Source organism: Pseudomonas sp. BP8, assembly GCF_017875955.1.
Lineage (GTDB): Bacteria > Pseudomonadota > Gammaproteobacteria > Pseudomonadales > Pseudomonadaceae > Aquipseudomonas.
Genome location: NZ_JAGINK010000001.1, coordinates 1,843,151 through 1,868,709, shown reverse-complemented (window position 1 = coordinate 1,868,709; position 25,559 = coordinate 1,843,151). Strand labels below are relative to the sequence as shown.

The following is a 25,559-nucleotide window of genomic DNA, read 5'->3' as shown; positions in this document are numbered from 1 at the left end:
AACGCCATCTAGGCAAGCCTGAGGCGGGTTGAGCAACTAAAGTGAATGCAGGGCGTATCCATGCAGTCCCAATCAGGCAACGCCTATTTTCGAGGCTTCACAGAGGTCACCATGAAAATCCGCGAACTCGCCCAGCATTGGGAACAGAACGCCGCAGGAAGCTTGAGCCCCACCAGCCATGTGCTCCACCTGGACCTTGAATCCGAAGCGCGCCTGGCCGCGCTGATCGACATGTACCCCAAGCGTACTGCTGAAGAGCTGCTTGGTGAGCTGGTCGCCGCCGCCCTCGAAGAAATCGAGGCGAGCTTCCCGTACGTCCAGGGTCGACAAGTGATTGCCACTGATGAGGAAGGTGATCCGCTGTATGAAGACATAGGCCCAACGCCGCGCTTCCTGGCGCTGTCCCGGCGTCACCTGCAGAACCTGAGCAGCACCGAGGAAGACCCGCGTACCGACTGAAGCGAGAAGCTTGGCGGGGGCGCCCTGCGCCCCTCATTCAGGGCGCAACGGCGACTCAACACGCAACTGTCGCACTGCACAATCACCTCGCCACTACCCTTCTGAACCCTGAAAGTTCCGCAAAAAACCGCTGACCACTCAGTCAGAAAATACTTGCCAAGCCTAGGTATTTTTTTCGGAACTATTCGAAAAACGCTCCAGTCCGAGCCAATAGCCATCACGCTAAAACCCTGCACACAGTGGTTGTGCTCAGCTCAGCGTAAAGCGCGCACTGTCAGGGAAAGAGCGATGGACTGCCACAGACATTGATCTCAGGAGTGATCCAATGGAGCTGACCAACATGAAGACCCGCACTTCGCCAACCTCGTCTTTCCACTTGCGCGGGCTCAAGCTGGCCGCACTGGCGCTGGGCAGCAGCCTGGTACTGGCCGGTTGCGCCGGCAAGCCGCCGAGTGAGCAGTACGCCGTTACCCAATCGGCCGTGAATTCTGCCGTCAGTGCTGGCGGTACCGAGTTTGCAGCCGTCGAGATGAAAGCGGCGCAGGACAAGTTCAAGCAGGCGGAAATCGCCATGCACGACAAGAAATACGACGAAGCCAAGCTGCTCGCCGAACAGGCTGAGTGGGACGCCCGTGTTGCCGAGCGCAAGGCGCAGGCGGCCAAGGCCCAGAAGGCCGTGCAGGACTCCCGCCAAGGTGTCCAGGACTTGCGTGAGGAAGGTCTGCGCAGCGCTCAATGAGCCTGCCCAGCGTTCTCTGAGCCTTCGTAACTGATCAAAGGATGAACATTATGCGCAACTACGTCATGATCCCTGCCCTGCTGGCCCTGAGTGTTGGCCTTGCTGCCTGCTCGCATGATCCGAATGCCAACCTGGAGTCGGCCCGCACCAGCTTCTCCGCGCTGCAGAGCGACCCGCAGTCGAGCAAGCTTGCCGCGCTGGAAACCAAGGACGCCCAGGACTGGCTGAACAAGGCCGACAAGGCCTACATGGACCGCGAGAACGACAAGAAAGTCGACCAGTTGGCCTACCTCACCAGCCAACGTGTCGAAGTCGCCAAGCAGACCATCGCTCTGCGCACTGCCGAAGGCGAGCTGAAAAACGCCTCCGCCCAACGTGCCCAGGCCCGCCTGGATGCCCGTGACGCGCAGATCAAGAAGCTTCAGGACAGCCTCAACGCCAAGCAGACCGACCGCGGCACCCTGGTCACCTTTGGCGACGTATTGTTTGACTTCAACAAGGCCGAGCTCAAGAGCAGCGCCTTGCCTAACGTCACCAAGCTGGCGCAGTTCCTTGCCGAGAATCCTGAGCGCAAGGTGATCGTCGAGGGCTACACCGACAGCGTCGGTTCGGCCAACTACAACCAGAGCCTGTCCGAGCGCCGCGCTGGCGCGGTGCGCATGGCCCTGGTACGTGCCGGTGTCGACCCAGCGCGGATCGTTGCCCAAGGCTATGGCAAGGAGTATCCGGTAGCGGAAAACACCAGCAACTCCGGTCGTGCGCAGAACCGTCGGGTTGAGGTGACTATCTCCAACGACAACCAGCCGGTGGCGCCACGTACGGTTAGCCAGTCGCAGTAAGGCTTGTTGCGTGACTAAAAACCCCGCCTGATGGCGGGGTTTTTTGTTTCCAGTATCTTTTGCTCGCGTCTGGCTTAAGACCATCGGGGCCGCTTCGCGACCCTTTCGCGACACAAGGCCGCTCCCACAATGTCCGCGTTTGCCCGTCAAAGAGGGATGTACACGGTCGGCGTAGGAGCGGCCTTGTGTCGCGAAAGGGGCGCGCAGCGGCCCCAGCGCCTGTCCGGCTCACGCGATACTCACTGCACCTGCCGCGGCGCCTCTTCGCCCACACACCGCACCGCCCGTTTGCGATCATCCACCAGCACCCCACTCAAGCCCTTCTGCTGGGTATCGAACAGCACCAGCACGCCATCCATGCATTGCGCCACCTGCGCAGCAGGCTGCAGGGAAACCTTGTAGTCCTCCCCCGGCACCGTCTTGAGCATGGTGAAATCCTGCAGCAACAAGGCATCCTCAGGCTTGGCAAAGTGCAGGTAGCCGTAATACCAGAGGGCTCCCACCGTCACCATGATACTGCCCACACCGGTCAGGATCAGCGGGATGGCGTTGCGTTCTTCACTCATTGCTTGTTCTTCTCGTCAGGGTAGTTGGGCACTTCCGCCAGGCGGCGAAGACCATTGAAATGGCTCGGGTCGTCGATGAAACGCAACATCACCTGACGCCAGGTCGGGTCGGCAAAGGTCTGAACATGGCCGCCGCGGGTCAGCTGCAATACCCGTGGCGGCGGCGCGTGCTGGTAAAGGCGGATGCCGTTGTCGAGCGGCACCAGGTTGTCGTCGATGCTGTGGAAGAACAGCTTGGGCGGGCTGTCCAGGCGCTCGATGGAGCGGATTGCACTGTCGCCATCCGGCACCAGCCAGGACAACGGCACCTGCAGCGGCCAGGTCAGCCACGAGCCACTCAAAGCATAACGCCCCACCGCGCGGTAGCTGGCCGGCACGCCATCAAACACCAATGCGCTGAAGCGCTGGCGCTGCTCGGGGTGCGCCGCCAGGTAATGAATGGCCATCGCCCCGCCCAGGCTCTGCCCCAGCAGCACCAGCGGCTTGCCCTGCACTTCAGGCGCTTGTTGCAGCCAGTCGATGGCCGCGGCGATGTCCTGGTAGACCTCAGGCAGGCCGGGTTTGCCTTGCGACAAGCCATAGCCGCGGTAATCGATCATCAACACCTGATAGCCCTGCTCCGGCAACCAGTAACTGCCACCCAGATGCCCGGGCAGGTTGCCGCCGTTGCCATGCAGGTGCAACACCGTGCCCTTGACCTCGACTCCGGCCTTGACCGGCAGCCACCAGCCGTTCAGACGCACGCCATCGGCGGTCACCAAGGTGACATCGCGATAGGCCAGTTTGGCCCGCTCAGGGGTAAAGGGCTGGCCGGGCTCAGGGTAGAACAGCAGGCTGCTGCAGCCACTCAACAGCAGCACCAGCACGCCCAGGGCCAGGCCACGGCAGGTATCAGAGAATGTTCGCGTAGTCGGCTTCAATACGATCCAGGCTCAGGTGATTGAGGAAGTTGGAGAAACACATCCACGCCGACAGCGCGTTGAGGTCACGGAACTGCTCAGGCAGGTACTTGGGCGGCTCGACCAGGCCTTCCTCGACCAGTTGGCGCAGGGTGCGCATGTCTTCCAGGGTGGTCTTGCCGCAGAACAGCAGCGGGATCTGCTCGAGCTTGCCCTTCTTCACGGCCAACTGAATGTAGTTGTAAACCATGATGAAGCCCTTGAGGTAGGACAAGTCCTTGGTAAACGGCAGGCCATTGGGCACCGAGCCACGGAATACCCGGCTGGCGTTGCTGTAGCTCTGGCCGATCTCGAAGCCTTGCCCACGGAAGAACTCATAGACCTGCATGAAGTCTGCGCCCTCTTCCACCATGTGGATGGCGCGGGTGCGGTTGGTCAGTTTGCGCAGGCGGCTCGGATAAGAGGCAAACGCGATCACCTCCATGAGGATGGCCAGGCCCTCCTGGGTCACGGTCGACGAGGGCGGGCCCTTGGCCAGAAAAGTGCAGATCGGCTGGTTGAGGCCATTGAGGGTGGTGCCGACATGCACCAACCCTTCGTGCACCTCCAGCGCACGCACGTCGCGGCTGTTGAACATGGCGTCGGCGCGCACCTTGATGTAGTCCGCGCCGGCCGCTGCGTCGGCAACGATGCCGTCTGACTCGAACACGCGGATGGTGCTCTCGGCCTCGCCGAACACCTTGTTCAGGCGGCGCTGCAGGATATCCACCGCCTCTTTGGCCGTGAGGTTCTTCGGCTCGTCCTTGAGGTCGCCACGGCCGTCGATGTTGTTCAGGTAGTCGGAGAGCATCAGGCCGAGGTCGGCCAAGGTCGGATCACCCGCATGGAAGGCATCCGAGGCGGCTCCGTAGAGCTCCTGGGAGATCAGGCCAAAGTCCTCGGTGCCGCGCGCCTCGAGCATGCGCACGACCATCCGGTACTCCTTGCACATGCGCCGCATGATCTGCCCGACCGGGTTGAACTGGCCAAGCCGGCGGGTGATGTCGCGCTCGATGTTCTGGAACTCGGCCTTCACCGCCCCCGAATCAAACGCCAGCGGACGCGCCAGATAATACGCGCGGTCAACGGCGGGTGGCTCCTTGCCTTTGCTCTTGAGAAAGCCCTGGCGGATGCTGTCGTCCCACTTCACCGCATCAAGCACGCGGATGGGGGTTTGCGCCGCGACAATGCGGTCGGACAACCCACGGATAGTCTGCTGGTACTCGTCCACACCGAATTCCTTATGTCGGCTGTTACTTGCCAGCGCGCTTGAAGCGCGCCACTTCGACGAACAGGTCGGAGTTGGCCGGGTCGTCCAGGTAAGCCAGGACGCGCTCGGTCGGGCTGTCAATCAGCACGCCTGGGCCATTGTCTTCTGGCACTTCAGTGCTGCGACCGGCCAGTTCCTTGCTGCTCACCGCTTGCTGCACCTGATCGACATCGAGGTTGTACAGCACCAGGTCGTTGCCGTCCTGGCTGACGTCGAATCCGCCAATCAGGAAATTACCGCCCAGGCGCTTCGGCACCCCGGCTGACACGTACCAGCGGTTGCCATGCCGGGCAACGGTGAAGGCATATTCTTCAGGTGCCTTGCCCTTGGCCCGGGCCACCGCCTTGTAGGTGTTGCCACCGGCTCGGCTGATGCTCAGCTTCAAAGGCTCACCCCAGGCATCCTTGCTGCTCCAGTTGCCCAGCAGCGCCTTAGGCGCAGGCTGGTTGGCCGGCAGCGGATCACCAAAGGTCACCAGACAACCGCCCAGCAGCAGGAATGACAACGTCAACAACACCACACGCCAGGCTTTCATCAGGCTCTCCTTGAAAGTTCGGTCACCGCCTCAGGCCGATGCCAGCACCAAGTGCAGGTATCGGGTAAGGATAGCGAGCATCTGCCCATCGGCTTGCGCATTCGCCTCGATCAGCAGGCCCTGATATTCCATCTGCTCGATAATCGCCGTCAACATCTGCGCATCTTGTTCGGGATGGCGTGAACCCACCACCTGGAGCATCTGCCGTGCGCCATGCAGGAGAATCTGCTCATGAGCGCGGACCAGATCAGCCAGCCGCGGGCACAACAGCGCCTCCTGGCGGAAGGCCTGCTCGGCCATGAGGAAATCACGCCGGTTGTGCAACTGGCGGCTGACATAGTCGGCGGTCATCCGCGCGACTTCGTCAACCAGGCGCGCCTGGGCCTGGGCGCTACCATCACCTTGGGCGAGCAACTGGCGCAGGACCACTTCGGTGTTGGACCAGAGCTTGGCCATGTAGTCTGCGCTGCGCTCGACGTACTGGGCGAAGGTATCGGTGAGCAAGTCCTCGATGTCCTTGAAGTAGTAGGTGGTAGCCGACAGCGGTACACCCGCTTCGGCGGCCACTGCGCGGTGACGCACGCCGCGCACGCCGTCACGCACGACGATGCGCATGGCGGCGTCGAGGATCACCTGACGGCGCTGTTCGCTGCCTTGGCGGCTGGTCTTGCGCCCTTGGTACTGCACACTTTCGGCGACGGCGCTGGCCACGCCGGCCGCACCTTGTTGGGCGTTTGCTGGTGTCACAGTGAATACCTCGTTTCAGTTGAGCCTGGCGTAGGCTGTGCCGGCCACTTCGCGGGGCAAGCCCGCTCATACAGGTATACGCCGAATTCAAAACTGCACAGATCCTGTAGGAGCGGGCTTGCCCCGCGAAGCGGCCGGCACAGACAACATAAGCCTACATCCATGAAAAAGCCGCCTGATTAGGCGGCTTGTTCAGATCACTCAGGCCTGTGGACGCATATGCGGGAACAGGATCACATCGCGAATCGACGGTGAGTTGGTCAACAGCATCACCAGGCGGTCGATACCGATACCCTCACCCGCAGTTGGCGGCATGCCGTACTCCAGCGCACGAACGAAGTCGGCGTCGTAGTGCATGGCTTCGTCGTCACCGGCATCTTTCTCGGCTACCTGGGCCAGGAAACGCTCGGCCTGGTCTTCGGCATCGTTGAGCTCGGAGTAGGCGTTGGCGATCTCGCGGCCACCGATGAACAGCTCGAAGCGGTCAGTGACGTTCGGGTTGTTATCGTTGCGACGCGCCAGCGGCGACACTTCGAACGGGTACTCGGTAATGAAGTGCGGCTGCTCCAGCTTGTGCTCGACCAGCTCTTCGAAAATCATCACCTGCAGCTTGCCCAGGCCTTCGTGGCCGAGCACCTTGGCCCCGGCCTGCTTGGCGATGGCGCGCGCCTTGTCGACGTCCTGCAGGTCGGCGGCGGTCAGCTCAGGGTTGTACTTGAGGATCGAGTCGAACACCGACAGGCGCACGAACGGTTCGCCGAAGTGGAACACCTTGTCGCCGTACGGCACGTCGGTGCTGCCCAGAACGAGCTGCGCCAGCTCGCGGAACAGCTCTTCGGTGAGGTCCATGTTGTCTTCGTAGTCGGCATAGGCCTGGTAGAACTCGAGCATGGTGAACTCGGGGTTGTGCCGGGTCGAGACGCCTTCGTTACGGAAGTTGCGGTTGATCTCGAAGACCTTCTCGAAACCACCGACCACCAGACGCTTGAGGTACAGCTCAGGCGCGATACGCAGGAACATGGCCATGTCCAGCGCGTTGTGATGGGTCTCGAACGGCTTGGCCGCGGCGCCACCAGGGATGGTCTGCAGCATCGGCGTCTCGACTTCGAGGAAGTCGCGCTGGGCCAGGAAGCTGCGGATGTGCGAGATCACCTGCGAGCGCACACGGAAGGTGTGGCGGGTTTCTTCGTTGACCATCAGATCGACATAGCGCTGGCGGTAGCGCTGCTCGGTGTCGGTCAGGCCGTGGTGTTTGTCTGGCAGTGGGCGCAGCGACTTGGTCAGCAGGCGCACGCTGGTCATTTCGACGTACAGGTCGCCCTTGCCGGAACGGGCCAGGGTGCCTTCGGCAGCAATGATGTCACCGAGGTCCCAGGTTTTTACCGCGGCCAGGGTTTCTTCCGGCAGGGTCTTGCGGTTGACGTAGACCTGGATGCGCCCGGTCATGTCCTGGATCACCATGAACGAGCCACGGTTGAGCATGATGCGACCGGCAACCTTGACCGGGATCGCTGCAGCTTCCAGCTCTTCCTTGGTCTTGTCGACATACTGTTTCTGCAGGTCGCTGCAGTAGCTGTCGCGGCGGAAGTCGTTGGGGAAGGCCTGACCCTTGGCGCGTTCTGCGGCAAGTTTTTCCTTGCGCAGGGCGATCAGGGTGTTTTCTTCCTGTTGCAGGTCTTGCGGGTCGAGTTTGAGGTCGCTCATGTCGTCACATTTTCCATCAGGGATTCATTGCCCTCGCCCGGGGGCGAGGGTCTTGCAGCAGCTAACAACCGGAAAGCTTACAGGCCCTGCTTGAGGCTGGCTTCCAGGTATTCGTCGATATCGCCGTCGAGCACCTTGTCGCAGTCGCTGCGTTCGATGTTGGTACGCAGGTCTTTGATCCGCGACGCGTCGAGCACGTACGAGCGAATCTGGTGACCCCAGCCGATGTCCGACTTGCTGTCTTCCAGGGCCTGCGAGGCGGCGTTGCGCTTTTGCATTTCCTGCTCGTACAACTTGGCCCGCAGCATTTTCATGGCGGTGTCTTTGTTGGCGTGCTGGGAACGTTCGTTCTGGCAACTGACCACGGTGTTGGTCGGTACGTGGGTAATCCGTACGGCCGAGTCGGTGGTGTTGACGTGCTGACCACCGGCACCGGAGGAGCGATAGGTATCGATGCGCAGGTCGGACGGGTTGATGTCGATCTCGACCTTGTCGTCGATCTCGGGCGATACGAACACTGCCGAGAACGAGGTGTGACGACGCGCGCCGGAGTCGAACGGGCTCTTGCGCACCAGGCGGTGCACGCCGATTTCGGTCCGCAGCCAGCCAAAGGCGTACTCACCCTTGATATGTACGGTGGCGCCCTTGATACCGGCGACTTCACCTTCGGACAGTTCCATGATGGTGGCTTCGAAGCCACGCTTGGACGCCCAGCGCAGGTACATGCGCAGGAGGATGTTGGCCCAGTCCTGTGCTTCGGTACCGCCGGAACCGGCCTGGATGTCCAGGTAGGCGTTGTTCATGTCCATCTCACCGCTGAACATGCGGCGGAACTCAAGCTTGGCGAGGGATTCTTCCAGGTCCTGGAGCACGGCAACGACGTCGTTGACGGCGCCTTCGTCGTTTTCTTCGACGGCCATGTCGAGCAGCTCGCGCGAGTCGGCCAGACCGCTGGACATTTCATCCAGGGTGCCGACGATCTGCGCCAGCATGGCGCGCTCGCGGCCCAGCTCCTGAGCGTACTCAGGCTTGTTCCAGACGGCCGGGTCTTCCAGCTCGCGGTTGACTTCGATCAGGCGGTCAGCTTTGTGATCGTAGTCAAAGATACCCCCGAATCGATTCGGAACGTTCGGTGAGGTCCTTGATGGTGTTGAGGATCGGTTGGATTTCCATGGGCAGCCTACTCGCGCGAATTCGGTGAAAAGCCGGTGAGTATAAACGAGTCTGACCCATGGCGGCAGACCCGCCGGGCGGTAGAGCAGTCAGAAAGCGATGCCGGGGTAGGCAGCGCAAACTCAGGCGATACCCACTTGGTTGCGTCCGCTGTTCTTGGCCAGGTAAAGGCCTTTGTCGGCCGCCGAGATCACTTGCCGGCATTGGCTGCCAATACTCGGTGTCACAGTGGCCAGGCCGATGCTCACCGTCAGACGGGCATCGGCGCTGGGCGCGGTGTGCGGGATGTTCAGGCCGAGCACCGTCTGCCGCAGTTTTTCGGCAATCAGGCGTGCCCCGCCCGGCGAGGTATTGGGCAGGACCAGCGCAAATTCCTCGCCGCCATACCGGGCCGGCAGGTCGGAGGGTCGCGAGCACGAGCCGCGAATCGCCCCAGCCACCTGGCGCAGCGCTTCGTCACCGGCCAAATGGCCGAAACTGTCGTTGTAAGCCTTGAAGTAGTCGACGTCGATCATCAGCAACGAGATTTGTTGCTGCTCACGTATCGCCCGCCGCCACTCAAGCTCCAGGTACTCATCGAAGTGGCGGCGATTGGACAACCCGGTCAGGCCGTCGGAGTTCATCAATCGCTGCAGCATCAGGTTGGTGTCGAGCAACTGCTGCTGGCTGACGCGCAGCGCCCGGTAGGCCTCGTCACGCTGGAGCAAGGTCATGTAGGAGCGCGAGTGATAGCGAATCCGCGCCACCAGCTCGATGGTGTCGGGCAGCTTGACCAGGTAGTCGTTGGCCCCGGCGGCAAACGCCGCGCTCTTCACCAGCGGGTCTTCCTTGGTCGACAGGACGATGATCGGGATGTCCTGGGTCTGTGGATTGTTGCGGTACTCGCGCACCAGCGTCAGTCCGTCCAGGCCAGGCATGATCAAGTCCTGGAGGATTACCGTGGGCTTGATGCGGATGGCCTGGGCAATCGCCTGGTGCGGATCGGCGCAAAAGTGGAAGTCGATGTTGTCTTCATGGGCCAGGCCCCGCCGCACCGCCTCGCCGATCATCGCCTGGTCATCGACCAGCAGGACCATCGCCGCATTTTCATTGGTGGTCGGGAAACCGTCGATCGGTAGATCATTCATGCCTATTCACCAAGTCACTGCCGGTCAGGCAGCGTGATCGAATACATACCTTCATTTCGAGAAAACCTCCATCAGGCGCCCGGCAATACGTTCCAGCGGGCGAATTTCCACTGCCGCGTCGATCGCCGCAGCCGCTTTGGGCATGCCATACACGGCGCTGCTCTGCTGGTCCTGGGCAATGGTCAGAAAACCTTGCTGGCGCATCAGCTTCAAACCCTGTGCGCCATCGCGCCCCATGCCGGTAAGCAGTACGCCCACGGCAGCGCCACACCAATAGCGCGCCACGCTCTCGAAGAACACATCGATCGAAGGCCGGTAGATCTCATCGACGGGGTCGGCAGTGTAGGCGAGCTGGCCGCTTTTCATCAGGCGGATATGGTGATTGGTACCGGCCAACAATACCTGCCCAGCCTGCGGCGGTTCACCTTCGCGGGCCAGGCGCACCACCAGCCCGCAGGCGCTGCTGAGCCACTCGGCCATGCCGGCGGCAAACACCTGATCAACATGCTGGACCAGGACGATGGCCGCTGGAAAATCCTTGGGCAACCCCTTGAGCAGCACCTCGAGTGCGGCCGGGCCACCCGCGGACGAGCCAATGGCCACCAGGCTGCTGCATTGCGAGGCTTCGCGCAGAGTCGAAGGCACCGCCCTGGGCGCGCCGGGCCGCTGCTGGCCGATCAGCCAACCGATGTTGAGGATCTTGCGCAACAACGGCGCTGCCGCCTCGCGCGCATCTCCTGCGCCGAGCGCCGGCGTGTCGACCACATCCAGGGCGCCATGGCCCATGGCTTCGAACACGCGATGGACATTCTGCTTGCGGTCGACGGTGACGATGACAATGGCGCAGGGGGTTTCGGCCATGATCCGTCGCGTCGCCTCGACCCCATCCATGATCGGCATGATCAGGTCCATGAGAATCAGGTCCGGGGTCTGCTCGGCACACCGGCGGACCGCCTCCTCGCCATTGCCCGCGACCCACAGCACCTGGTGCGCCGGCTCGAAGGCCAGTGCCCGGCGCAGGGCCTCGACAGCCATGGGCATGTCGTTGACGATGGCGATCCTCATCCCTGTGCACCTCCAATCAACTCGACCACCGCATCCAGCAACGCATCGTCGTGGAAACTGGCCTTTGCCAAATAGTAGTCGGCTCCGGCATCCAGTCCACGCCGGCGATCTTCCTCACGGTCCTTGTACGACACCACCATTACCGGCAGCGATTGCAGGCGCTGGTCGCGGCGCACCAGGGTGACCAGCTCGATGCCGTCCATGCGCGGCATGTCGATGTCGGTGATCAGCAGGTCGAAGTCCTCCCCGCGCAGGGCGTTCCAGCCATCCATGCCGTCTACCGCCACGGCCACGTCATAGCCTCGGTTACCCAGCAGCTTGCGTTGCAGCTCGCGTACGGTCAGCGAGTCGTCAACCACCAGCACGCGTTTGCGGGCCTGGCCCTTGAGCGCAGCGCCGCCACGCTCGATGCGCTCCAGGCGACCCGTGCTGAGCAGCTTTTCCACCGAACGAAGCAAGTCTTCGACGTCGACGATCAGCACCACCGAGCCGTCGTCGAGCAGCGCCCCTGCGGAGATGTCCTGGATCTTGCCCAACCGCGGATCGAGCGGCATTACCACCAGTACCCGTTCGCCGATCAAGCGCTCCACGGCCACCCCGTAGAGCTGGTCGCGCTCGCGGATCACCACCACGCGCAGGCTGCTCTCCTCGCCCTGGACCGCCGGGCGATTGAGCAATTGGTTGGCCGACACCAGGCCGATATGCCGCTGTTCGTGCCAGAAGTGCTGGCGCCCTTCGATCTGCACGATGGCTTCGGCCGGTACGTCCAGGGTCCGTTCGATATGCGCCAGGGGAAAGGCGTAGGCCTCGCTGCCGACTTCCACCACCAGGCTGCGCACCACCGACAGGGTCAGCGGCACTTGCAGGTGGAAACAGCAACCCTGGCCGGCCACCTGGCTCAGCTCGATCGAACCGCGCAGTTCGCGGACCATGTGCTGCACCGCATCCAGTCCGACCCCTCGGCCAGACACCTCGGTAACCGTATCACGCAGGCTGAAGCCCGGCAGGAAGAGGAACGTCAGCAGCTCTGCTTCGCTCATCTGCGCAACAGTCTCGGCCGGCGACAACGCGCGCTGGACGATGCTGCGGCGCAAGCGTTCGAGGTCAATGCCGGCGCCGTCGTCGTTCAGCTCGAGAATCAACAGGCCGGCCTGGTGCGAGGCGCGCAAGCGGATCACTCCGTCACCCGGCTTGCCTGCCAGCAGGCGTCGCTCGGGCAGTTCGATGCCATGGTCGACCGCGTTGCGCAGCAAATGGGTCAACGGCGCTTCGAGCTTTTCCAGCACGTCGCGGTCGACCTGGGTCTTGTCGCCTTCGATTTGCAACTGGACCTGCTTGCCCAGCGAGCGACCCAGGTCGCGGACCATCCGGCTCTGCCCCGCCAGCACGTCGGCAAAGGGCCGCATGCGGCAGGCCAAGGCGGTGTCGTAGAGGTTCTGCGCACGCTGACTGGCTTGCCAGCCGAACTCGTCGAGTTCGGCGGCCTGCTGTTGCAGGATCTGCTGGGTCTCGCCCAGCAGGCGCTGGGTCTGGGCCAGGGCGTCGAGCACTTCCAGGCTCTGGCCGCTGCCTTCGAGTTGACTCTTCAGGCCATCGAGCGCGCGCATGCCTTGGCCGTGCATGCGCTTGAGCCGCTGCAGGCTGGCCAGGTAAGGCTTGAGCCGCTGGGTTTCGACCAACGACTTGCTCGACAGGTCGAGCAGGCTGTTCAAGCGGTCAGCCGTGACCCGCAACACCCGCTCGCTGCCTTCAGCACCACGTTTACCTGGCTTGCGCGGGTCTGCGCCCTCGCCTTGCGGCTCGAGTACGACCGCCGCCTGCTCAACCAAGGGAGTGGTCGGCGCCGGTTCGACAGGCAGAGGAGCCGCCTGGGTCGGTATGGCTGCGGCAAACGCGGCATTGGGATCAAGCAGCGCCGCCATCTGCACCAGAAACCCTGGTACCGCCGCTTCACCGGCGACATCACCGGGGGTGGCGATGCGCATCAGCAGGTCGGTACCCAGCAGCAGCGCGTCGATATGCTCGGGACGCAAGCGCAGGCGGCCCTCCTGGGCCGCCACCAGGCAATCTTCCATGACATGCGCGACACTCACGCCAGCATCGACGCCGACAATCCGCGCCGCGCCCTTCAACGAGTGCGCGGCACGCATGCAGGCTTCGAGCTGGTCAGCCTGGGTCGGGTTGCGCTCCAGCGCCATCAGGCCACTGCTGAGCACCTGAGTCTGGGCCTCGGCCTCCAGGCTGAACAGTTCGAGCAGCGAAGCGTCACGCATTTGCTCCGGGGTCATGACAGGCTCCGCTTCACGGCAGACAGAAGATGTTGCGAATCCAGTACGCGCACACTGCGCCCGCGCCACTGCAGCACTGCCGCAGTGAAGTGGGCGGTGTCCTGGCCATCACCGCAACGTTCGCTGTCGAGGCGGTGGATACCATCGATTTCATCCACCTGGACCACCACCGGGCCACCTTCGGCGGCAAGGATGAGCATGCGTGGCATCACCCGCCCACTGCGCGCCTGCGCCGGCAGTATGTCGACCCCAAGCAGGTCTGCCAGCGACAGGCACGGCACGAGGGCACCGCGCACGTTGGCCACACCCTGCAACACCCGCGAGCGCTGGTGCGGCAGCGAATGCACCGGCTGCAGCGGGGCGATTTCGGCCAGGCTGGCGGTGGCCAGTGCCAACCATTCCTCTCCCAGGCGGAACAGCAGCATCGAGCGTCCGCTGCACGTCTCGACTGGCGCCGGCGCCTCTATCTGTTCGTCCTGCATCAGCGCATAGCGATCGAGCAGCCGGGTCGCCGCCGACGCATAGACCTCGCAGTTGCGACAATGGATATGCCGCTCAAGCAGCGGGCACTGCTTGTTGCCGTGCACGCCGATGCGGTTCCAGCAATCGTCGATGCGCTCGGACTCCTGGCTGGCCAGTGGCATACCGTTGGCAGCAATCATCGTTCAGACTCCCGTCCAGCCCGGGCGGCACGTTCCTGCAAGCGGCGCGCGCCGGCCTCATCGCCCTGCGCCGCCAGCAACGCCGCCAGATGAATCAACGCTTCAGGGTGCTGTGGTTCAAGGTACAACGCCTTGCGGTAATGGATCAGGGCACTCTGGCTATCGCCATCGGTATCGCTGAGCAACCCCAGCCAGTAGTAGACCTGTGCGTTCGGTGCGAAATGACGCAGGTAGTGCTCGCAACGGGTGCGGGCTTGCACGCTATCGCCGGCATTGGCCTGGCGGGCAATGCTGGCCAACAGCTCGTCCGGGGTTTCGCGCGGTTGCGCAGCGCCGGCCAGCGGCGCTACCGAGCGCAGTGGCCGGGCAGCGGGCGGCACCGCGCGCGGGGCAACGATCGACACAGGCAGCGGACGGCTGATAACCACCGGGGGGCTTGCGGCTACCGCGGCAATGTCTGCCTGTCGGACATAGGCAAACGACTGGGGAATGCCCAGCGGCCGCATGCCCAGGCGTGCCAACAGGCTGCCCTCGGCGGGGCCGATGAACAACACGCCCTGGGCATGGATCAACTGCTTGAGCACCTCGAACACCCGACGCTGAGTCGCCACATCGAAATAGATCAACAGGTTGCGGCAGAACACGAAATCGTACTGGCCTGCACGGCTCTGGAGCGCCGGGTCCAGCACATTGCCCACCTGCAGGCTGACCTGCCGGCTGACCCGCTCGTGCAACCGATGGCCCTCTTCGCACTCGCTGAAATGCCGCTCGCGAAACGCCAGGTCGCTTCCGCGAAAGGCATTGCGCCCGTACAGCGCCTGCCGGGCGCGGGCCACCGAGTGGGCGCTGATGTCGAGGCCGTCGATGGCAAAGTCGCCGGGGTTGATGCCACTTTCAAGCAGTGCCATGGCGATCGAGTAAGGCTCTTCGCCGGTAGAGCATGGCAGGCTGAGAATGCGCAGCGGCCTGGCGCCAGCCAGTTCGGCAAGGCGCTTGTGCGCCAGGCTGGCCAACGCGGCAAATGATTCGGGGTAACGGAAAAACCAGGTTTCGGGGACGATCACCGCCTCGATCAAAGCCTGTTGCTCGACCCCGGACTGGAGCAGACGCAGCCAGTAATCGTCGAGGTCGCTGGCCTCCAGCGCGGCGCAACGCTGGCGCAACGCCCGTTCGACCATCGGCGCCCCCACCGATTCGACATCGAGGCCGATACGCTCCTGCAGAAAGCGGAAAAAGCGCTGTTCGCTCATGCTGGAACCTGCCCGGTTTGCTCAGGGAACAACAGCTGACGCACCTCATCAGGTAGCAAGTCGTTGACCTGGATACGTTGCAGCAGGCCCTCTGCGTCCTGGCGTACCGGCCCCAGATACGGCGCATCGGGGTTGTCCAGGCCGTAGGGCTGGAACTCATCGGGATGACAGCGCAGGGTGTCAGTGGCCTGTTCGAGAATCAGCCCAAGACGCAGCGGCGCGTGCGCCGCAGGAGGCAGGTAGTGCACCAGCACCAGACGGGTGCTGGTGCGCTGTGCAGCCGGGGTAGCGAAGCTCAGGGCCGTCAGATCGATCACCGGGATCAGCGCACCGCGATGGGCAAGAATCCCCGCCACCCAGGCTGGCGCCTGGGCGATCGGCTTGAGTGCGCGGCGCGGCAGCACCTCGATGACCTCGCGCACATCCAGGGCGAAGCGTTGCTGTCCGAGGCGAAACTGCAGGTACAAGGCGCCTTTGCCGTGGCCGGCCGGTTGTTCGCGGGAGGGCATGTTGTTCATCGTCGTCAGACTTTGAAACGCGATACACCGCCACGCAGGCCGGCCGCCACCTGGCTCAGTTCGTCAATGGCGAAACTGGCCTGGCGCAGCGACTCGACGGTCTGGGTACTGGCATCGCTGAGCTGGGCCAGGGCCTGATTGATCTGCTCGGCGCCGGTGGCCTGGGCCTGCATGCCGTCGTTGACCATCAGCACGCGCGGCGCCAGGGCCTGGACTTGATGAATGATCTGGCTGAGCTGCTCGCCGACCTGCTGCACTTCGAACATGCCGCGGCGCACCTCTTCGGAGAACTTGTCCATGCCCATGACCCCGGCCGAGACCGACGACTGGATCTCGCGGACCATCTGTTCGATGTCGTAAGTGGCCACCGCAGTCTGGTCGGCCAGCCGGCGCACCTCGGTGGCCACCACGGCGAAGCCACGGCCGTACTCGCCGGCCTTTTCGGCTTCGATGGCGGCGTTGAGCGAGAGCAGGTTGGTCTGGTCGGCAACCTTGACGATGGTCACTACCACCTGGTTGATGTTGCTGGCCTTCTCGTTGAGGATGCCCAGCTTGGCGTTGACCAGGTCGGCGGCGCCCATGACCTGGTGCATGGTCTCTTCCATGCGCGCCAGGCCCTGCTGGCCGGAGCCGGCGAGAATCGAGGCCTGGTCGGCGGCGGAGGTGACCTCGGTCATGGTCCGGACCAGGTCACGCGAGGTCGCGGCGATCTCCCGCGAGGTGGCGCCAATCTCGGTGGTGGTGGCTGCTGTTTCCGTGGCGGTGGCCTGCTGCTGCTTGGAGGTGGCGGCAATCTCGGTGACCGAGGTGGTCACCTGCACCGACGAGCGCTGCGCCTGGGCTACCAGGTTGGCGAGGGCCTCGGCCATTTCGTTGAAGCCGGTCTCGATGGCCCCGAACTCGTCCTTGCGCTCAAGGTTCAGGCGCATGCTCAGATCACCCGAACGCAGCTTGTCGAGGGCGTGGACGATACGTTGCATGGGTGTGGTGATGGCGCGCATCAGCAGCAGGCCACAGATACCCGCAGCGATGATGGCCAGTACCAGCGAGACGATCATGCTGCCCTTGGCCGTGGCCACGGCGCTGACGATCTCGTTGGTGGCTGCGTCCGCGGATTCACGGTTGCGTTCGATGACCGTGTTGAGGTGCTTGCGGCCTTCGATCCAGGACGGCGTGAGCACCTCGGAAATCAACCGTTGAGCTTCGGCATAGTCTTTCTGCCGGTAGACCTCGAGCACCTGCTTGATGTCTTCGACATAGCGCTGTTCCATGCCGACGAAGGTATCAAAACTGGCCTGGTCATCGCTGGTGCGGATGGTCCCCTTATAGCTGGCCATAGTCTCGCGCAGGCGATCCTCGAAGCCCTTGAACAGCTCCATGTCGGCGCTGGTGATCTCGCGATGATTGCTCAGGCCAACCAGTTGCTGGCTGGTGACATAGCTGTCGACCCAGGCGCTGCGGATCATCGAGCTGTAGTAGACGCCGGGAATCGCGTCGGCCGCGACCGCCGATTCGCTCGTCGAGATGGCCACCAGCCTCGAATAGGCGGCCACGATCATCAGCAGCATGATGGCGATGATCACGGCAAAACTTGCCAGGATCCGTTGGCGCATGGTCCAGTTCTTCACAATCAGCCCTCAAGAATTCAGTGCGAGCGGGAAAGCGCCGAAGTATAGCCTAGGCGTCTCACCCGTTCGCAGCTCAATTGCAGGGGATTCAGGCGTCCCTGGCTGATGGCGCAATCAGTACCGGGCTATTGGCCAGCAGCAAGCCGGACCTGGCTTTCCAGCTCCTGACGCAGGGCCGGATCCAGGCGCAGTTGTCGCGCCAGTTCGTCGAGGTAGCTACGCTCCATGAAGTTTTCCTGGTCGACCATCATCACGCTGGCCAGGTACATCTCGGCTGCCATTTCCGGCGTCTGTGCGGCACGCGCCACTTCTGCCGGATCGAGCGGCTTGTTCAGTTCGGCGTGCAGCCAGTGCTGCAGTTCGCGATCACTGTCGAGGCGGGTGAACTCGCCCTCGATCAGCTCGCGTTCACGCGCATCGATATGGCCATCGGACTTGGCCGCTGCAACCAATGCTCGCAGCACCGCCTGGCTGTGCTGCTCGGCCTGCGCCGGCGGCAGCCGATCGAGCGTCTGTGGCTCATGCTGCTGACCCTGGGCCTGGCCGGCCTGCCAATTGCCATAGGCTTTGTAGGCCAGCACGCCAAGTGCGGCGAGGCCGCCGTAGGTAAGCACCTTGCCGCCGTATTTGCGTGCGCTCTTGTTGCCCAGCAGCAGGCCCATCGCACTGCCGGCCAGGGCACCCCCGCCCGCGCCCGAGAGCAGCCCGCCAAGGCCACCAAGGCCACCAGCGCCTAGGCCAGGCTTGCTCCCGGCGCCCTTGCCCGCCTGTTTGCCGAGCAGTTCCTGACCGGATTTGAGCAGTTGATCGAGCAAGCCTCGGGTGTTCATTGATGCGTCTCCACAGTGCACAAGGTAACGCCCAGAGTAAGGCTTGCCCGTGTGTTCGCCACGGGGGGATTTGCTTCGGGATGTTGCATAAGGCGGACTTCGTTAAACCTCGTTATCTTCAGAATCATCCTACACGGAGCGGTCCGGCTCCTTACAGTCGCACATTTGAACCGATCATAGCGGTATCATAATCTGATACCATGAATAACCATCAACGAAGTACCCTGGAAGCGCTATTCCAAAAACCGGTGCCAAAGTCGCTGGAATGGCTCCGCCTGGAGTCGCTGTTGGTATCGCTTGGCGCATACGTCGTCGAAGGCAGCGGCTCACGCATTCGCTTCGAACTTAACGGCATGATCGCAACATTTCATCGCCCTCACCCTGGCAGGCACGCCAAGCCCTATCAAGTGCGGGATGCTCGCCAGTTCCTTGAGCAGGCAGGAGTAACACCATGAATGTCATGACCTACCGCGGCTACGCTGCTCGCATCGAATACAGTGACGAAGACCAGTTGTTGATCGGCCATGTTGCTGGAATACGCGACGTGATCGGTTTTCATGGGGAGTCGATCAGCGAGTTACGCAACGCGTTCGAAGAGGCAGTGGACGACTATCTGCAGACGTGCGAGCGGCTCGGAAGAGCGCCGCAAAAAGCCTACTCAGGCAAGCTCAGCCTACGCCTCGAACCTGCCCTTCACGCCAGCGTGGCAGCCAAGGCCGAGCTGGCGGAAAAGAGCATCAACCAATGGGTCAGCGACATACTCAGCCGGGCAGCCTGTAGCTGAAAGCGTCGCTGTCATTTGCTCGTCGAAAGCGCAGTTAGCAACAACGTCTGAGCATCTAATCCCTCAAATCCGATTCATGAATCGGATTGGCCCGACTGGTCGCGCGCTGGTACTGCGCCGGCCAGGTCGCCTTGTTACCGCCCAGGTCATCGTCGGCATGCAGTGGCCAATACGGATCACGCAGCAGCTCACGGGCAAGGAAGATGACATCCGCCTGGCCAGTACGCAGGATGTGCTCGGCCTGGGCCGGTTCGGTGATCATGCCGACGGTGCCAGTAGCGATCTCCGATTCCTTGCGCACACGTTCGGCGAAACGGGTCTGGTAGCCGGGGCCGGTCGGGATCTCGGCGTTGACCGAAGTACCGCCCGACGAAACGTCGATCAGGTCGACACCGATCACCCGCAGGCGACGCGCCAGTTCGACAGTTTCGTCCGGGTTCCAGCCATCTTCCACCCAGTCGGTTGCCGACACACGGACAAACAGGGGCAGCTCTTGCGGCCAGACTTTTCGCACGGCTTCAGTGACTTGCAGGGTCAGACGGATGCGGTTCTCGAAGCAGCTACCGTAGTCATCGCGGCGCTGGTTGCTCAGCGGCGAAAGGAACTGGTGCAGCAGATAGCCATGCGCAGCGTGGATTTCGACCACCTTGAAGCCTGCGCTAAGGGCCCGCTCGGCGGATTTGACGAAGGCGCTGACGACGCCCTGGATCTCGTCCGAGCTCAGTTCGCGTGGCGGGGTATGTTCCGGGTCGAACGCGATCTTCGACGGCCCAACGGGCTGCCAACCGCCGTCCTCAGGTTTGACGCTGCCATGCTTGCCCAGCCAGGGCCGATGGGTGCTGGCCTTGCGCCCGGCATGAGCCAGCTGGATGCCCGGCACCGAGCCCTGGGCAGTGATGAACCGGGTGATGCGCTGCAACGCGGGGATCTGGACGTCGTCCCACAGGCCGAGGTCTTCGGCAGTAATACGGCCGTCAGCGGTGACGGCGACGGCTTCGGTGATCACCAGGCCGGCGCCACCCACCGCGCGGCTGCCCAGATGCACCAGATGCCAGTCATTGGCCAGGCCGTCAGTGGCAGAGTATTGGCACATCGGTGAGACCGCGATGCGGTTGGGCAAGGTCAGCTGACGCAGGGTGTAGGGCTCGAGCAACAGGCTCATGAGGGTACCTCCCAAGGACTCCAAATGGTTGACCGGGCCGGGCACTCATGAGCGACTCTGGCCTGGTACCGGTTCCTTTGAGCCTAGACCAGTTTGCGCCAGTGCCGACCTCTTCGCGGGACAAGCCCGCGCCTACAGGTACCGCGCCAAGCGTCTGGCCAGCGCCAAATCGGTAGGCGCGGGCTTGCCCCGCGAAGAGGCCAGCACATCCAGCACACCCTGCGCTGTTGAAGACCCTGTCAGCCCGGTCCCCCCTTCACTGACAGCATCACCGCGGCTCCATATGCGCAATCATCAACTGCACACTCTCATTGCCACGAAACTCGTTCACATCCAGTTTGTAGGCCAACTCCACCCAACGCACCGTCGGATTAGGCCAGACCTCCCGGTCAATGCCAAAGGCAATGCCATCCAGCCTGACTGCCCCACATTCGCTCTTGAGCACCACTTTCAGGTGCCGCTCGCCGACCACCCGCTGCTCGACCAGCTGGAAGACGCCATGGAACAGTGGCTCGGGGAAGTGCTGCCCCCACGGCCCGGCGCTACGCAGCGCCTTGGCCAGGTCCAGATGAAACTCCTCGACCGCCAAGGTGCCGTCGGACAGCAGCCGCCCAGTCAGGTCATCCTCACACAGCTGGCGCCGGGTCTCTGCGTCGAACGCCTCGGCAAACGCCGGGAAGTTCTCCGCTGGCAGCGACAAGCCCGCCGCCATCGCGTGACCGCCGAACTTGCTGATCAGCTGCGGATGACGCGCCGCCACCGCATCCAGCGCATCACGAATATGAAAGCCCGGGACCGACCGCGCGGAGCCCTTGAGCATGCCCTCCCCGGCATCGGCAAAAGCGATGGTCGGGCGGTGATAACGTTCTTTCAGCCGGGATGCGAGAATACCGATCACCCCTTGGTGCCAATCAGCGTCGAACAGGCACAGACCATAGGGCATCGACTCGACAGGCAGGTCCTTGAGCTGGGCCAGCGCTTCGCGCTGCATGCCCTGCTCGATGGATTTGCGGTCCTGGTTGAGGCCGTCCAACTGCTCGGCCATGTCCCGCGCCAGGGCCGGGTCGTCACACAGCAGGCATTCGATTCCCAGGCTCATGTCGTCGAGCCGTCCAGCAGCATTCAGCCGCGGGCCGAGAATGAAGCCCAGGTCGGTCGAGGTAATGCGCTGGTAATCACGCCGGGCGACTTCAAGAATTGCCTTGAGGCCAGCACGGGCACGGCCGGCGCGAATCCGCTCAAGCCCCTGGTGGACCAGGATACGGTTGTTGGCATCCAGCGGCACCACGTCGGCCACACTGCCCAGCGCGACCAGGTCCAGCAGCTCGCCGATGTTCGGCTGCGCCTGGGTCTGGTAACGGCCCAAGCTGCGCAGGCGCGCACGCAGGGCCATCAGCACATAGAAGATGACCCCGACACCGGCCAGCGACTTGCTCGGGAACTCGCAGCCAGGCTGGTTCGGGTTGACGATGGCATCGGCATCCGGCAACTGGTTGCCCGGCAGGTGGTGGTCGGTGACCAGCACCTTGAGCCCGGCAGCCTTGGCTGCCGCGACCCCCTCCACGCTGGAGATACCGTTATCGACGGTCACCAACAATTGCGGCTGACGCTGCAGTGCCACTTCAACGATCTCCGGGGTCAGGCCATAGCCATACTCGAAGCGGTTCGGCACCAGGTAATCGACGTGGGCCGCGCCCAAAAGGCGCAGGCCAAGCACGCCAACGGTACTGGCTGTAGCACCGTCGGCATCGAAGTCGCCGACGATCAGGATCCGTTGCCCCTGGTCCAGCGCCTCAACCAGCAGCTCGACCGCCGCGTCGATGCCCTTGAGCTGTTGAAACGGCAGCAGGCGCGCCAGGCTCTTGTCCAGTTCGGCCTCGGACTGCACGCCACGGGCGGCGTACAGGCGAGTCAGCAAGGGTGGCAGGGCGCCGAGAAACGGCAGGGTTGGCGGCAGCGGGCGGGGTTCGATACGCATGGGGTCTTCAGCAGTCAATCAATAAGGGTTCAGGTCAGCCACGCTCACCGAGCAGCCACTGCAGCTGCACTTCGTGCTGGCCACGGTCGTCGGTAACGAACACAGTGCCTTCGCTGATCATCACATCCCACTTGATGCTGCGCGGCATGTCCTTGGCGAGGATTTCCAGCACATCCTGCGGTACGGCAGCGATGTTGAGGTTTTTCAGATTCTTCACCGCGCCGACCACCTTGGTCTCCCAGACCCGCAGGCTGCCGTAGGCCAACAGGCTGGTACGTTCGGTACGACGCGAGCACCAGGTCAGGCGATCAGCATCTGGCTGACCGACTTCGATCCAGTGCAGGACACGATCATCCAGGCTCTTTTCCCACAGGGCAGGCTCGTCGACATCCGACAAACCCCGGCCAAACGACAGATGCTCGTTGTACCAGAGCGCGTAGGCCAGCAGACGAACGGCCATGCGCTCTTCGGTTTCCGAAGGATGGCGGGCGATGGTCTGTTTGACGCTTTCGTACACGCCGCGATCGAGGTCGGTCAGGTTCAGTTCGAATTTGTAGGTGGTGGACGGCTGGGCCATGGCAAACGGGCTTCTTGCAAGAGAAAAGTCGCCCAGTCTAACTGATCCTGCCTTCCTTGCGTCGCAGCAGTATCTGCCGCTGGCGACCTATGATAAAACCACCCCTCCGCCCATTTGCCACGGATGCCTCATGCCCACGCCCAGCAAACCCCTCGCCGGCCTCAAAGTCATCGAGCTCGGTACCCTGATCGCCGGCCCATTCGCCTCGCGCATCTGCGCCGAATTCGGCGCCGAGGTGATCAAGGTGGAGTCGCCCGACGGCGGCGATCCGTTGCGCAAGTGGCGCAAGCTTTATGAGGGCACCTCGCTGTGGTGGTTCGTACAGGCCCGCAACAAGCAATCGCTGACCCTCAACCTCAAGCATGACGAGGGCCGCGAAATCCTCAAGCGGCTGCTGGCCGAGGCCGACATTCTGATCGAGAATTTCCGCCCCGGCGTGCTGGAAAAACTCGGCCTGGGTTGGGATGTGCTGCATGCACTCAACCCGCGCCTGGTCATGGTGCGGTTGTCCGGTTTCGGCCAGACCGGGCCAATGAAAGACCAGCCAGGCTTTGGCGCGGTGGGTGAGTCGATGGGCGGGCTGCGCTACATCACCGGCTTCGAGGATCGCCCGCCGGTACGCACCGGCATTTCCATCGGCGACTCGATCGCGGCCTTGTGGGGCGTGATTGGCGCACTGATGGCATTGCGACACCGCGAAGTGAACGGCGGCGAAGGGCAAGTGGTGGATGTTGCGCTGTATGAAGCGATCTTCGCCATGATGGAGAGCATGGTCCCCGAGTTCGACGTGTTTGGCTTCATCCGCGAGCGCACCGGCAACATCATGCCGGGCATCACCCCTTCTTGCATCCATACCAGTGCCGACGGCAAGCATGTCCAGATCGGCGCCAACGGCGACGCGATTTTCAAACGCTTGATGCTCGCTATTGGTCGTGATGACCTGGCCAGCGACCCAGGCCTGGCCAGCAACGACGGCCGCGACCTGCGCCGCGATGAGCTGTACGGGGTGATCGACCGCTGGGTCAATGGCCTGCCACTGGAGCAGGTGATGCAGGCGCTGACCGCTGCCGAAGTGCCGGCCAGCCGGATCTATTCGGCCGAAGATATGTTCAGCGACCCACAGTTCCTGGCTCGTGAGATGTTCCTTCAAGGCCGACTGCCGGACGGCAAGCCGTTCAAGATGCCTGGCATCGTGCCCAAGCTGTCGGACACCCCCGGCTCCACTGAATGGGTAGGCCCTGCGCTGGGCGAGCACACCGAGTCGGTACTTGCCGGGCTGGGCTACGACCCGGCTGCGATCGCCCGTCTGCGCGAGGCAGGCGCGGTCTGAGCCGGCGCCATCATTCATGCCCAGACGTGCCGGCCGGCTCCTCCTCTCGCTGATTATCTGCACCCTGTTACCGCTCATGGCCGAGGCCAAGGAGCGCTTGCTGTGGCTGGTCCGCGACTTGCCCCCTTTCACCATCTTCGAAGGCCCGGAAAAAGGCCAGGGCGTGATCGACAGCATGCTGGCGCTGCTGATCGAGCAGATGCCCGAGTACGAGCACAGTGTCGTTCGGGTCAATCGCGCACGCGGCATCCAGATGCTGCAGGAGCCCAGCTTCACCTGCGACCCGACCTTGTTGTGGACGCCAGAGCGAGCCAAGTTTGCTCGCTTCTCGCAGCCGACACTGGGCGTGTTGAGCAGCGGCCTGCTGGTACGCAAGCACGACCAGAGCATGATCGAGCCCTTCCTCAGTGCCCAGCAGGTCGATCTAAAGGCACTGCTGGCGCAGACTCAGCTCAAACTGGGCATCGTCGCCGAGCGCAGCTACAGCGCGCAGGTGGATGAAATGCTGCGCCAACTGCCCGAAGGCGCCCTCAGCCGCCATTACGGCAACGATGCAACCGCCAACCTGCTGCAGATGCAACAACTGGGGCGTCTGCAATTGTTACTGGGCTACTGGCCGGAGGTGCGTTATCTGGTCCAGCAGCAAGGCGGACCGCTGGACGACTACCTGTTCTACCCGATCCAAGGCGTCCATCAATATCAGTTTCTGCATGTCGCCTGTTCCGACACGCCGCTGGGACGCGAGGCGATCAAGCACATCGATACGCTGTTACCGGCTTTGCGCCGAGACACCCTGCCTGGGTTCTATGCGCGCTGGCTCGATCCGGAACTGCGTGAGAATTATCTGCGCCAAGCCCGCCAACGAGTCGATGATCTGGCCGGCGAAGCGCCTGCTGATCCTTGAGTCGGGCATTTACGGCAGACAAAAGAAACCCCGGTCGCTGGGGAGGACGACCGGGGCGAATCGAAAGCCTGGAAGGGCTTCCCGTGACAGCCTGTCGAAACCGGAGCAAAGCGTCGATGGGCTGCCATTACCGCATCTGACGGTTGTCTCAGGCGAAGGTTCCATGAATGTGTTGCTGATGCTGCAACGCGGCGATAACGCACGGCTGCAGACGCCCCTCGGCAATTTGCAGATCGCGGTGCAAACCGTCGACCAGGTCGATCAAAAGGCTTTGCTCCAGCAGTTGGCGCGGGCTCACGGCCCGTTGCAAGGTCAGCGCGCCCTGGCTGTCAATGACGGTCAACTGATGATGGCCGCTGGCATCAATCGCACTGAGCTGGGCCTGATAGGGGGTCAAGGCTTGGTTGAGCAGTCTGCAGATTCTTTCCATCCGGCGTACTCACTTAGGTGGGGGACTTATCGGTACTGACCTTCAGGCGCAGTACA

General features: G+C 62.9%; 26 protein-coding genes. 7 read left to right on the top strand and 19 right to left on the bottom strand.

The window, feature by feature from the left end; genetic code table 11:
• The first annotated feature begins 111 nt into the window (after positions 1 to 111).
• From J3B00_RS08135 to J3B00_RS08125, 3 genes are all read left to right on the top strand, one after another.
• Positions 112 to 459 (top strand): pilin assembly protein, encoded by a 348-nt coding sequence (locus J3B00_RS08135; protein ID WP_209866509.1) that lies wholly within the window; start codon positions 112 to 114, stop codon positions 457 to 459.
• A gap of 325 nt (positions 460 to 784) precedes the next feature.
• Entirely contained in the window at positions 785 to 1,198 is a 414-nt protein-coding gene (locus tag J3B00_RS08130) for a DUF4398 domain-containing protein (RefSeq protein WP_209866507.1), read from the top strand.
• A gap of 50 nt (positions 1,199 to 1,248) precedes the next feature.
• The gene (locus tag J3B00_RS08125) at positions 1,249 to 2,037 is read left to right on the top strand and encodes an OmpA family protein (protein ID WP_209866505.1); all 789 of its coding nucleotides are present in this window, start codon (positions 1,249 to 1,251) and stop codon (positions 2,035 to 2,037) included.
• Between the two features lie 239 nt (positions 2,038 to 2,276).
• Here J3B00_RS08125 and J3B00_RS08120 read toward each other — a convergent pair whose 3' ends face one another.
• From J3B00_RS08120 to J3B00_RS08050, 15 genes are all read right to left on the bottom strand, one after another.
• On the bottom strand, positions 2,277 to 2,603 hold the full coding sequence (locus J3B00_RS08120; protein WP_209866502.1) for a hypothetical protein: 327 nt from the start codon (positions 2,601 to 2,603) through the stop codon (positions 2,277 to 2,279).
• Positions 2,600 to 3,523 carry an alpha/beta hydrolase gene (locus J3B00_RS08115; RefSeq protein ID WP_209866500.1) on the bottom strand — a complete coding sequence of 308 codons (924 nt, stop codon included), beginning with the start codon at positions 3,521 to 3,523 and terminating at the stop codon, positions 2,600 to 2,602. Before J3B00_RS08115 ends, J3B00_RS08120 begins: the two co-directional genes overlap by 4 nt.
• Entirely contained in the window at positions 3,495 to 4,772 is a 1,278-nt protein-coding gene (locus J3B00_RS08110; RefSeq protein ID WP_209866498.1) for a flavohemoglobin expression-modulating QEGLA motif protein, read from the bottom strand. Before J3B00_RS08110 ends, J3B00_RS08115 begins: the two co-directional genes overlap by 29 nt.
• A 22-nt stretch (positions 4,773 to 4,794) precedes the next feature.
• Positions 4,795 to 5,346, bottom strand: coding sequence for a hypothetical protein (locus J3B00_RS08105; protein WP_209866496.1), 552 nt, complete (start codon positions 5,344 to 5,346; stop codon positions 4,795 to 4,797).
• Between the two features lie 30 nt (positions 5,347 to 5,376).
• Positions 5,377 to 6,093 carry a TetR family transcriptional regulator gene (locus J3B00_RS08100; protein ID WP_209866493.1) on the bottom strand — a complete coding sequence of 239 codons (717 nt, stop codon included), beginning with the start codon at positions 6,091 to 6,093 and terminating at the stop codon, positions 5,377 to 5,379.
• Between the two features lie 201 nt (positions 6,094 to 6,294).
• Positions 6,295 to 7,797, bottom strand: a complete 1,503-nt coding sequence (gene lysS / locus J3B00_RS08095; protein WP_209866491.1) for a lysine--tRNA ligase — start codon at positions 7,795 to 7,797, stop codon at positions 6,295 to 6,297.
• A gap of 77 nt (positions 7,798 to 7,874) precedes the next feature.
• A protein-coding gene (gene prfB / locus J3B00_RS08090) for a peptide chain release factor 2 (RefSeq protein ID WP_209866489.1) occupies positions 7,875 to 8,970 on the bottom strand; the annotation gives its coding sequence in 2 pieces (ribosomal slippage) (positions 7,875 to 8,897 and positions 8,899 to 8,970; 1,095 coding nt in all).
• 122 nt (positions 8,971 to 9,092) lie between these two features.
• Positions 9,093 to 10,097 (bottom strand): PleD family two-component system response regulator, encoded by a 1,005-nt coding sequence (locus J3B00_RS08085; RefSeq protein WP_209866487.1) that lies wholly within the window; start codon positions 10,095 to 10,097, stop codon positions 9,093 to 9,095.
• A 51-nt stretch (positions 10,098 to 10,148) separates the two neighbouring features.
• The gene (locus J3B00_RS08080) at positions 10,149 to 11,162 is read right to left on the bottom strand and encodes a chemotaxis response regulator protein-glutamate methylesterase (RefSeq protein WP_209866485.1); all 1,014 of its coding nucleotides are present in this window, start codon (positions 11,160 to 11,162) and stop codon (positions 10,149 to 10,151) included.
• Positions 11,159 to 13,450: a hybrid sensor histidine kinase/response regulator gene (locus J3B00_RS08075; protein WP_209866483.1), complete on the bottom strand. Its 2,292-nt coding sequence runs from the start codon at positions 13,448 to 13,450 to the stop codon at positions 11,159 to 11,161. Before J3B00_RS08075 ends, J3B00_RS08080 begins: the two co-directional genes overlap by 4 nt.
• Complete coding sequence (locus tag J3B00_RS08070; protein WP_209866481.1) at positions 13,447 to 14,112, bottom strand: chemotaxis protein CheW; 666 nt, start codon at positions 14,110 to 14,112, stop codon at positions 13,447 to 13,449. The genes J3B00_RS08075 and J3B00_RS08070 overlap by 4 nt, the downstream gene beginning before the upstream one ends.
• Positions 14,109 to 15,362, bottom strand: coding sequence for a protein-glutamate O-methyltransferase CheR (locus J3B00_RS08065; protein ID WP_209866479.1), 1,254 nt, complete (start codon positions 15,360 to 15,362; stop codon positions 14,109 to 14,111). Before J3B00_RS08065 ends, J3B00_RS08070 begins: the two co-directional genes overlap by 4 nt.
• Positions 15,359 to 15,880: a chemotaxis protein CheW gene (locus J3B00_RS08060; RefSeq protein WP_209866477.1), complete on the bottom strand. Its 522-nt coding sequence runs from the start codon at positions 15,878 to 15,880 to the stop codon at positions 15,359 to 15,361. The genes J3B00_RS08065 and J3B00_RS08060 overlap by 4 nt, the downstream gene beginning before the upstream one ends.
• Before the next feature lie 5 nt (positions 15,881 to 15,885).
• Complete coding sequence (locus J3B00_RS08055; RefSeq protein WP_209866476.1) at positions 15,886 to 17,508, bottom strand: methyl-accepting chemotaxis protein; 1,623 nt, start codon at positions 17,506 to 17,508, stop codon at positions 15,886 to 15,888.
• Positions 17,509 to 17,633: 125 nt separating this feature from the next.
• Positions 17,634 to 18,338: a tellurite resistance TerB family protein gene (locus tag J3B00_RS08050; RefSeq protein WP_209866475.1), complete on the bottom strand. Its 705-nt coding sequence runs from the start codon at positions 18,336 to 18,338 to the stop codon at positions 17,634 to 17,636.
• A gap of 200 nt (positions 18,339 to 18,538) precedes the next feature.
• Here J3B00_RS08050 and J3B00_RS08045 point away from each other — a divergent pair, with 200 nt between their 5' ends.
• Positions 18,539 to 18,793 (top strand): type II toxin-antitoxin system HicA family toxin, encoded by a 255-nt coding sequence (locus J3B00_RS08045; RefSeq protein WP_209866474.1) that lies wholly within the window; start codon positions 18,539 to 18,541, stop codon positions 18,791 to 18,793.
• Positions 18,790 to 19,122, top strand: a complete 333-nt coding sequence (locus tag J3B00_RS08040; RefSeq protein ID WP_209866473.1) for a type II toxin-antitoxin system HicB family antitoxin — start codon at positions 18,790 to 18,792, stop codon at positions 19,120 to 19,122. Before J3B00_RS08045 ends, J3B00_RS08040 begins: the two co-directional genes overlap by 4 nt.
• Before the next feature lie 55 nt (positions 19,123 to 19,177).
• On the opposite strand, the gene J3B00_RS08035 is transcribed toward J3B00_RS08040, so the two are convergent.
• From J3B00_RS08035 to J3B00_RS08025, 3 genes are all read right to left on the bottom strand, one after another.
• A complete protein-coding gene (locus J3B00_RS08035; RefSeq protein ID WP_209866471.1) occupies positions 19,178 to 20,284 on the bottom strand; it encodes an NADH:flavin oxidoreductase/NADH oxidase in 1,107 nt (368 codons plus the stop codon).
• Between the two features lie 268 nt (positions 20,285 to 20,552).
• Positions 20,553 to 22,262: a single-stranded-DNA-specific exonuclease RecJ gene (gene recJ / locus J3B00_RS08030; RefSeq protein WP_209866469.1), complete on the bottom strand. Its 1,710-nt coding sequence runs from the start codon at positions 22,260 to 22,262 to the stop codon at positions 20,553 to 20,555.
• 34 nt (positions 22,263 to 22,296) lie between these two features.
• Positions 22,297 to 22,839, bottom strand: a complete 543-nt coding sequence (locus tag J3B00_RS08025) for a YaeQ family protein (protein ID WP_209866467.1) — start codon at positions 22,837 to 22,839, stop codon at positions 22,297 to 22,299.
• Between the two features lie 130 nt (positions 22,840 to 22,969).
• Here J3B00_RS08025 and J3B00_RS08020 point away from each other — a divergent pair, with 130 nt between their 5' ends.
• Complete coding sequence (locus J3B00_RS08020; RefSeq protein ID WP_209866464.1) at positions 22,970 to 24,169, top strand: CaiB/BaiF CoA-transferase family protein; 1,200 nt, start codon at positions 22,970 to 22,972, stop codon at positions 24,167 to 24,169.
• A 16-nt stretch (positions 24,170 to 24,185) separates the two neighbouring features.
• On the top strand, positions 24,186 to 25,073 hold the full coding sequence (locus J3B00_RS08015; RefSeq protein ID WP_209866461.1) for a TIGR02285 family protein: 888 nt from the start codon (positions 24,186 to 24,188) through the stop codon (positions 25,071 to 25,073).
• A gap of 148 nt (positions 25,074 to 25,221) precedes the next feature.
• Here J3B00_RS08015 and J3B00_RS08010 read toward each other — a convergent pair whose 3' ends face one another.
• Positions 25,222 to 25,503: a DUF3509 domain-containing protein gene (locus J3B00_RS08010; protein ID WP_209866458.1), complete on the bottom strand. Its 282-nt coding sequence runs from the start codon at positions 25,501 to 25,503 to the stop codon at positions 25,222 to 25,224.
• Between the last annotated feature and the right edge of the window lie 56 nt (positions 25,504 to 25,559).

Bases quoted from the DNA above. Each gene is read 5' to 3' on its own strand.
- J3B00_RS08120 (WP_209866502.1), bottom strand. From the start codon at position 2,603: ATGAGTGAAGAACGCAACGCCATCCCGCTGATCCTGACCGGTGTGGGC.
- J3B00_RS08065 (WP_209866479.1), bottom strand. From the start codon at position 15,362: ATGAGCGAACAGCGCTTTTTCCGCTTTCTGCAGGAGCGTATCGGCCTC.
- J3B00_RS08075 (WP_209866483.1), bottom strand. From the start codon at position 13,450: ATGACCCCGGAGCAAATGCGTGACGCTTCGCTGCTCGAACTGTTCAGC.
- J3B00_RS08080 (WP_209866485.1), bottom strand. From the start codon at position 11,162: ATGAGGATCGCCATCGTCAACGACATGCCCATGGCTGTCGAGGCCCTG.
- J3B00_RS08105 (WP_209866496.1), bottom strand. From the start codon at position 5,346: ATGAAAGCCTGGCGTGTGGTGTTGTTGACGTTGTCATTCCTGCTGCTG.
- J3B00_RS08060 (WP_209866477.1), bottom strand. From the start codon at position 15,880: ATGAACAACATGCCCTCCCGCGAACAACCGGCCGGCCACGGCAAAGGC.
- J3B00_RS08015 (WP_209866461.1), top strand. From the start codon at position 24,186: ATGCCCAGACGTGCCGGCCGGCTCCTCCTCTCGCTGATTATCTGCACC.
- J3B00_RS08130 (WP_209866507.1), top strand. From the start codon at position 785: ATGGAGCTGACCAACATGAAGACCCGCACTTCGCCAACCTCGTCTTTC.
- J3B00_RS08020 (WP_209866464.1), top strand. From the start codon at position 22,970: ATGCCCACGCCCAGCAAACCCCTCGCCGGCCTCAAAGTCATCGAGCTC.
- J3B00_RS08040 (WP_209866473.1), top strand. From the start codon at position 18,790: ATGAATGTCATGACCTACCGCGGCTACGCTGCTCGCATCGAATACAGT.
- J3B00_RS08050 (WP_209866475.1), bottom strand. From the start codon at position 18,338: ATGAACACCCGAGGCTTGCTCGATCAACTGCTCAAATCCGGTCAGGAA.
- J3B00_RS08010 (WP_209866458.1), bottom strand. From the start codon at position 25,503: ATGGAAAGAATCTGCAGACTGCTCAACCAAGCCTTGACCCCCTATCAG.
- J3B00_RS08070 (WP_209866481.1), bottom strand. From the start codon at position 14,112: ATGATTGCTGCCAACGGTATGCCACTGGCCAGCCAGGAGTCCGAGCGC.
- J3B00_RS08045 (WP_209866474.1), top strand. From the start codon at position 18,539: ATGAATAACCATCAACGAAGTACCCTGGAAGCGCTATTCCAAAAACCG.
- J3B00_RS08125 (WP_209866505.1), top strand. From the start codon at position 1,249: ATGCGCAACTACGTCATGATCCCTGCCCTGCTGGCCCTGAGTGTTGGC.
- J3B00_RS08035 (WP_209866471.1), bottom strand. From the start codon at position 20,284: ATGAGCCTGTTGCTCGAGCCCTACACCCTGCGTCAGCTGACCTTGCCC.
- lysS (WP_209866491.1), bottom strand. From the start codon at position 7,797: ATGAGCGACCTCAAACTCGACCCGCAAGACCTGCAACAGGAAGAAAAC.
- recJ (WP_209866469.1), bottom strand. From the start codon at position 22,262: ATGCGTATCGAACCCCGCCCGCTGCCGCCAACCCTGCCGTTTCTCGGC.
- J3B00_RS08135 (WP_209866509.1), top strand. From the start codon at position 112: ATGAAAATCCGCGAACTCGCCCAGCATTGGGAACAGAACGCCGCAGGA.
- J3B00_RS08025 (WP_209866467.1), bottom strand. From the start codon at position 22,839: ATGGCCCAGCCGTCCACCACCTACAAATTCGAACTGAACCTGACCGAC.
- J3B00_RS08085 (WP_209866487.1), bottom strand. From the start codon at position 10,097: ATGAATGATCTACCGATCGACGGTTTCCCGACCACCAATGAAAATGCG.